Origin of the sequence: Actinoplanes sp. NPDC023714 (assembly GCF_040639855.1) — a bacterium.
GTDB lineage: Bacteria > Actinomycetota > Actinomycetes > Mycobacteriales > Micromonosporaceae > Actinoplanes.
The window spans coordinates 1,530,489-1,537,123 of record NZ_JBFAAR010000001.1 but is presented as its reverse complement, the minus strand read 5'-3'; the positions used below and the strand labels follow the sequence as shown (position 1 = coordinate 1,537,123).

Genomic DNA, 6,635 nt, shown 5'->3' with positions numbered 1-6,635 from the left:
ACGCGAGCGGGCAGGCGCGGGCAGAACAGGGGCGGACGCGAGCGGGCAGGCGCGGGCAGAACAGGGGCGGACGCGAGCGGGCAGGCGCGGGCAGAACAGGGGCGGACGCGAGCGGGCAGGCGCGGGCAGAGCAGGCGCGGGCAGAGCGGACGCGGGCAGCGCCGGCCCGGGAACGCGAAACGGCCCGGACCACGAGGTCCGGGCCGGGTGCTCAGCGCGTGGCGAACGCGGCGATCCGGTCGAGCAGCCCGTTCAGGAAGCGCGGGCTGTCGTCGGTCGACATCTCCTTCGCCAGCTCGACGGCCTCGGTGATGGCCACCGGGTCGTCGACGTCCGGGACGTACAGCAGCTCGAAGACCGCGATCCGCGCCAGGTTCCGGTCGACCGTCGGCATCCGATCGATCGTCCAGCCCTCCGCGTAGCTGGCGATCAGCTCGTCGATCCGGTCCAGGTGCTTGGCGACGCCCTCGATCAGCTCGGTGGCGTAGCCCATGTGCTCCGGGTGGGGCTTGGCGATCCGGTCGAGGTAGGTGACGAGCACCTGGCTCGGCGGAAGGTCACGCAGGTCCGCCTCGAAGAGGACGTCGAGCGCTCGCTTGCGCGCCTTGCGACGCGCGAGCCGTTCCTTCTTGGGACCTTCGGCCATCAGCTGCGGCCGAGGTAGCGGCCGTCGCGGGTGTCGACCTTGATCTTCTCACCGGTGGTGATGAAGAGCGGAACCTGAACGGTGGCGCCGGTCTCGACCGTGGCCGGCTTGGTGCCGCCGGTGGAGCGGTCGCCCTGCAGACCCGGCTCGGTGTAGGTGACCTCGAGGAACACGCTGGTCGGAAGCTCGATGTAGAGCGGGACGCCCTCGTGCAGCGCGACGGTGGCCTCGGCCTCGGGGAGCAGGTAGTTCGCGGCCTCGCCGACCGTGCCACCGGAGACGTGGATCTGGTCGTAGGTGTCCAGGTCCATGAAGACGTAGTCGTCGCCGTCCTGGTACAGGTACTGCATCGTCCGCTTGTCCACGGTCGCGGTGTCGACCTTGGTGCCCGCGTTGAAGGTCTTGTCGACGACCTTGCCGGACAGGACGTGCTTCAGCGTGGTGCGCACGAACGCCGGACCCTTACCCGGCTTGACGTGCTGGAACTCAACGACAGTCCAAAGCTCCTTGTCGAGGTTGAGCACCAGGCCGTTCTTCAGGTCGTTGGTGGAAGCCATGTCCTGCCTTGATCTTGAAGCGTATCGGTGACCGAACGAGTCTACCGGCGGGCGGCCGTTCCCAGCGAATCGGGCCTACCGGGCGATATGTTCCAGGGCGAGGCGATAACCGTCGAAGCCGAGTCCCGCGATCACACCGGTCGCCACGGGGGAAATCACCGAATGGTGCCGGAACTCCTCACGGGTGTGCACGTTCGAGATGTGCACCTCGACGAGCTTGCCGCGCAGCATGGCGCAGGCGTCGCGGACCGCGTAGTTGTAGTGCGTCCAGGCGCCCGGGTTCAGCACCACGTCGGCGCCCTCGTCCGCGGCCTGATACAGCCATTCGAGCATCTCGTGCTCGGCGTTGGTCTGCCGCACCTCGATCGTCAGGCCGAGGTCCTCGGCGACGGTCTGGCACATCTCGGCCAGATCCTGGTAGGTCGACGAGCCGTAGATCCCCGGCTCGCGCAGCCCCAGCCGGCCCAGGTTCGGCCCGTTCAGCACATAGATCATCGCGCCACCGCCGCGTAGGCCCGCTCCAGCAGCTCCTCGTCCGGCCCGGCCAGGATGCCCGGCTTCGCCAGGCCATCCAGAACCACGAACCGCAAGGTGGCTGCCCGCGCCTTCTTGTCGACGCGCATGGCGGGCAGGAGTTCGGTCCAGGCCTCTTTTTCGTACGCCGTGGGCAAGCCGAGCGATTCCAGCACCGCGCGATGGCGGTCGGCGGTCGCGTCGTCGAGCCGGCCGCTGAGCCGCCCCAGCTCGGCGGCGAAGACCAGGCCCACGGAGATCGCGTCCCCGTGCTTCCAGGTGTACTTCTCCCGGCGTTCGATCGCGTGGCCCAGCGTGTGCCCGTAGTTGAGGATCTCCCGGAGGCCGGACTCCTCGAGGTCGACGCTCACGACGTACGCCTTGACCTTGATCTTGCGCTCCACCAGCTCCCGCAGAACGTCGCTGCGCGGGTCGAGCGCGGCCTGAGGGTCGGCCTCGATCAGCTCGAGGATCCGCGGGTCGGCGATGAAGCCGCCCTTCGCGACCTCGGCCATCCCGGCCGCGATGTCGGCGGCGGGCAGGGTGTCCAGCGCGTCCAGGTCGCAGAGCACGCCGGCCGGCGGATGGAACGCGCCGACCAGGTTCTTGCCGGCCGCGATGTTCACGGCGGTCTTCCCGCCGACCGCGGCGTCGACCATGCCGGCCACCGAGGTCGCCACCGGCACCCAGCGCACGCCGCGCAGCCAGGCCGCGGCGACATAGCCGGCCAGGTCGGTGGTGGCGCCACCACCGACACCCACGACCACATCCGTACGGGTGAAGCCGGCCGCGCCGAGCTCGTCCCAGCACTGGGCCGCCACCTCGATCGACTTGCCCCGCTCGGCGTCCGGCACCTCGATCGGCACGACGGTCATCCCGGCGTCACGAGCCACCTCCGCGACGGCCTCGGCGCGCTCACCCAGCGTCGGCGGGTGCAGCACGGCGACCCGCGCGGCGCCCTCGATCAGGCCGGGCAGCTCCCCCTGGAGTCCACGCCCGACGATCACGTCATACGGACGGTCACCCGTCACGGAAATCCGCGTCACCACGGGTGTCACCCTATCGGCGCGCACCGTCGGCCGGAGTGGGGTTATATACAGATAACCCGCAAGGGGTTACAACAGTCGCATGCCGAAAATCAACGTGTACCTTCCCGACGACCTCGCCGACGCCGTCCGCGACACCGGCCTGCCCGTGTCCCCGATCTGCCAGCGCGCCCTCGAACAGGCCGTCCGCCGCATCACCACGATCCGCCAGGCCGTGCTCAGCGACCTCGACCCCGACCGGCTGTCCGAGAGGCTGCCCACCTTCACCGGCCGCCTCGTCATCGTGCTCACCCTCGCGGCCCGCCGCGCCCAGGAGTCCGGCGCCTCGTCGGTCACCACCGGCGACCTGCTGCACGGGATGCTCGACGAGAACCAGAACCTCGGCCTGCAGGTGCTCACCGCGCTCGACGTGGCTCCCGGCTCCCTCACCGCACCCGCCACCCCGGAACCCGCCACCACCGGCGGCGGCCTGCGCTTCAGCGCCCCCGCAGCGGTCGCCCTGGAACTGGCCGTCGGCGAGGCGATCGGCCTCGGCCACAACTACGTCGGCTGCGAGCACCTGCTCATCGGCCTCGCCGCCGAACCCGACGGCGGCGCCGGCGACCTCCTCCGCTCCCGGGCCGTCGACGGCAAGGCGGCCCGGCGGGCGGTGGCCGCCGCGCTGGCCGGGTATGCGCATTTGCGAGCGGCCGCCAGTGACCCGGCCGGTGGGGCGCCGGCTTCGGCGTTGATGACTGCGGTGCGGGCCGAGATGGCGCCACTGGTGGAACGCATCGAGCGCTTGGAGGAGAGACTCAACTAGCCGATCAGTCCTTACCAGCCCTCAACCAACCAGTCCCACCCATCCCAGGGGGAAGCCCCCGCTGGCAGTGTGACGGCTGGGGGCGATCTCCGCGGAACGCCCTGTGGACGACCCGCCGCTGTGGACGACGCGAGCAACCGCCCCGTGGCGTGCTAGGTGTTCGGGGTCGGTAGGGGTGGGTGCTCATCACGCGGGCTCCGAGCGCCGCGCCGGTCTGGTGCCGGAGACGGGAGATGTAGCAGGACCCGGCGAACGGTGATTCTCTGGCCGGTGAATCAGGCGTGGGCGCGCCGCCAGAACTCGCCGGCCAGGATTTCGGTGCGGGCCGGCGTCGAGTGGTAGGCGTAGCCGGGCGCCGCCCCCTAGCTCTTGATCAGACCGGCGATCTCCTCGGCCAGCTCGGCCGGGTCGCGGCCGTCGGTGGCCACGGTGTGGGTGGCCACCTCGAGATAGAGCGGCCTCCGCTGCTCCATCAGGTGCCGCAGCGTCGCCCGCGGATTGATCGCGAGCAGCGGTCGCCCCGCCCCGAGGCCGACCCGTTTGATGGCGTCGGACAGTTCGACGGTCAGGAAGACCACGCGGTGGGAACGCAGCAGTCCCCTCGTACCCTCGTCGAGGATGGCGCCGCCGCCCAGCGCGAGCACGCCCGCGAAGGTCTCCAGCGACTCCGCCACGATCTGACGCTCGAGAGAGCGGAAGGCTTCCTCGCCGTCATCCACGAAGATCTCCGGGATCGGCTTGCCGGCCCGCTCCTCGATGACCGTGTCGGTGTCGGCGAACGGCAGGCCGAGCCGGTCGGCGAGGGCGGCGCCGACGGTGGTCTTGCCGGCGCCCATGACGCCGACCAGGACCACGGCGGGAGCCATCAGCGGATGACCAGGTTCTCGAGGTACGAGGCCAGGTTGCGCTTGATCTCCGCGACCGAGTCGCCGCCGAACTTCTCGGTGGCGGCCTCGGCGAGCACCAGGGCGACCATCGCCTCGGCGACGACGGCTCCGGCCGGCACCGCGCAGACGTCGGAGCGCTGGTTGATCGCGGTGGCCGGCTCGCCCGTGACGATGTCGACGGTCTGCAGTGCCCGGTTCAGCGACGAGATCGGCTTGAGCGCGGCGCGGACCCGCAGCGGCTCGCCGTTCGTGATGCCGCCTTCGAGGCCGCCGGCCCGGTCGGTGAGCCGCCGCACGCCGCCCTCACCCGGGACGATCTCGTCGTGCGCCACCGAGCCGCGCGAGCGGGCCTGGGTGAAGCCGTCACCGATCTCGACACCCTTCACCGACTGGATCGACATGAGCGCGGTCGCCAGACGAGCGTCCAGCTTGCGGTCCCACTGCACATGAGAGCCAAGACCCGGGGGTACGTGGTAAGCGAGCACCTCGACGATGCCGCCCAGGGTGTCGGCGTCCTTCTTCGCGGCGTCGACCTCGGCGACCATCCGCTCGCTCGCCTCCGGGTCGAGGCAGCGCAGCGGGTCGGCGTCGATCCGGTCGAAGTCGTCGGGGGTGGGCAGCACGCCCGGCTTCGCGGCGACCGAGCCCAGCTCGATCACGTGCGAGACGATCTCGATGCCGAGCGCCTGCTTGATCAGCTGCTTGGCGACGACGCCGACGGCGACGCGGGCCGCGGTCTCCCGGGCGCTCGCGCGTTCCAGGATCGGCCGGGCGTCGGTGTGCCCGTACTTCTGCATGCCGGCCAGGTCGGCGTGACCGGGCCGGGGCCGGGTCAGCGCCTCGTTGCGGGCCTGCGAGGCGAGCACGTCCGGGTCGACCGGGTCGGCGGCCATGACCGTCTCCCACTTGGGCCACTCGCTGTTGCCCACCCGCAGAGCGACCGGGCTGCCCTGCGTGACCCCGTGGCGGATGCCGCCGATGATCTCGAGCTCGTCCTGCTCGAACTTCATCCGGGCGCCACGCCCGTAACCGAGGCGGCGGCGGACGAGATCGCGCATGATGTCCGCGCTCGTCACCTCCACGCCGGCGGGGACACCCTCCAGCAGCGCGACGAGAGCCGGGCCGTGCGATTCACCTGCGGTAAGCCAGCGCAACACGCCCTGAGTCTGGCACAGCGCCGGATCGTCCCATCAAGCGGCCGATCCCATCCCGCTCTCCGAGACCCCTCCCGAGACCCCTCCCGCGATCTTGTGAATCGGCGCGGGACCGGTCCCGCACAGATTCACAAGATCGAGATCAGAGGCGAGCGGCTTCGTCCAGCGCCGCCTTCATGGCGGCTTCAGGCGCCTCGGGTACGCCGGTGAACTGCTCGAACTGACTGAGCGCCTGCGCCAGCAGCAGGTCCAGGCCGGAGTGGACGGTCACGCCGGCCTTCATCGCGGCGGCGGCGAGCGGCGTCGGCCACGGGTCGTAGAGCGCGTCGAAGTACACGCTGCCCGGCTGCCAGGAGACGACGCCGGCCAGCTCGTCGGCGGCCCCCTTCGGCACCGTGGAGATCACCGCGTCGGCGTCGAACGCCTCCCCGGCCCGCGACCAGGGCAGGCTCTCGACGGTGAGGCCGAGCGCCACCGCGACCGGGGCGAGCTCGTCGCGCGCCTCCGCACGCCGGGTCACCACGGTCACGGCCGAGGCGCCCAGCTCGGACGCGGCGGCGAGCGCCGCCCGCGCGGTCCCGCCGCCACCGAGCACGGTGATCCGCGGCGGCGCCTCCTTGCGCGCGTGCCGGCCGCGGCTCACGCCCAGACCGGCCTCGCGCAGCACCCGGACCATCCCGCCGATGTCGGTGTTGTCGGCGTGCCACGAGCCGTCGTCCTGCCGGACCAGCGTGTTCGCGACGCCCGCGGCGATCGCCACCGGGGTGGCCACCGCGGCGATCCGCAGCGCGGCCTCCTTGAGCGGCATGGTGAGCGACAGGCCGGCCCACTCCGGGCCGAGGCCGGCCACCAGATCGGGCAGCTCCGACTCGGCGCACTCGATCGCCTCGTAGCTCCACCCGGTCAGGCCGGCCGCGGCGAACCCGGCATTGTGGATGACCGGTGAGAGCGAGTGGGCGATCGGCTTGCCGCACACCGCGGCCTTCCGCGTGATCGGGGTCTCGTCTTGGCTCTGCACGCGGCTCACTTT

General features: G+C 71.3%; 8 protein-coding genes. 1 reads left to right on the top strand and 7 read right to left on the bottom strand.

Annotation, left to right across the window (positions count from 1 at the left end):
• Positions 1–211: 211 nt before the first annotated feature.
• The 4 genes from nusB to aroB all read right to left on the bottom strand — a co-directional run bounded on the left by nusB (position 212) and on the right by aroB (position 2,774).
• Complete coding sequence (gene nusB / locus AB0G10_RS07200; protein ID WP_360917778.1) at positions 212–646, bottom strand: transcription antitermination factor NusB; 435 nt, start codon at positions 644–646, stop codon at positions 212–214.
• Positions 646–1,203, bottom strand: a complete 558-nt coding sequence (efp, locus tag AB0G10_RS07195; RefSeq protein WP_360917776.1) for an elongation factor P — start codon at positions 1,201–1,203, stop codon at positions 646–648. The genes nusB and efp overlap by 1 nt, the downstream gene beginning before the upstream one ends.
• A gap of 75 nt (positions 1,204–1,278) precedes the next feature.
• Positions 1,279–1,698, bottom strand: a complete 420-nt coding sequence (gene aroQ / locus AB0G10_RS07190; RefSeq protein WP_360917774.1) for a type II 3-dehydroquinate dehydratase — start codon at positions 1,696–1,698, stop codon at positions 1,279–1,281.
• Positions 1,695–2,774, bottom strand: a complete 1,080-nt coding sequence (gene aroB / locus AB0G10_RS07185) for a 3-dehydroquinate synthase (RefSeq protein ID WP_360917773.1) — start codon at positions 2,772–2,774, stop codon at positions 1,695–1,697. Before aroB ends, aroQ begins: the two co-directional genes overlap by 4 nt.
• 70 nt (positions 2,775–2,844) lie before the next feature.
• Between aroB and AB0G10_RS07180 the strand changes: the two genes are divergently transcribed.
• The gene (locus AB0G10_RS07180) at positions 2,845–3,564 is read left to right on the top strand and encodes a Clp protease N-terminal domain-containing protein (RefSeq protein ID WP_360917771.1); all 720 of its coding nucleotides are present in this window, start codon (positions 2,845–2,847) and stop codon (positions 3,562–3,564) included.
• A 362-nt stretch (positions 3,565–3,926) separates the two neighbouring features.
• Here the strand turns inward: AB0G10_RS07180 and AB0G10_RS07175 are convergent, their stop codons facing one another.
• From AB0G10_RS07175 to AB0G10_RS07165, 3 genes are all read right to left on the bottom strand, one after another.
• A complete protein-coding gene (locus tag AB0G10_RS07175) occupies positions 3,927–4,430 on the bottom strand; it encodes a shikimate kinase (protein ID WP_360917769.1) in 504 nt (167 codons plus the stop codon).
• Complete coding sequence (gene aroC, locus AB0G10_RS07170) at positions 4,430–5,608, bottom strand: chorismate synthase (RefSeq protein ID WP_360917767.1); 1,179 nt, start codon at positions 5,606–5,608, stop codon at positions 4,430–4,432. The genes AB0G10_RS07175 and aroC overlap by 1 nt, the downstream gene beginning before the upstream one ends.
• A 139-nt stretch (positions 5,609–5,747) precedes the next feature.
• The gene (locus tag AB0G10_RS07165; RefSeq protein WP_360917765.1) at positions 5,748–6,623 is read right to left on the bottom strand and encodes a shikimate dehydrogenase; all 876 of its coding nucleotides are present in this window, start codon (positions 6,621–6,623) and stop codon (positions 5,748–5,750) included.
• Positions 6,624–6,635: the final 12 nt, after the last annotated feature.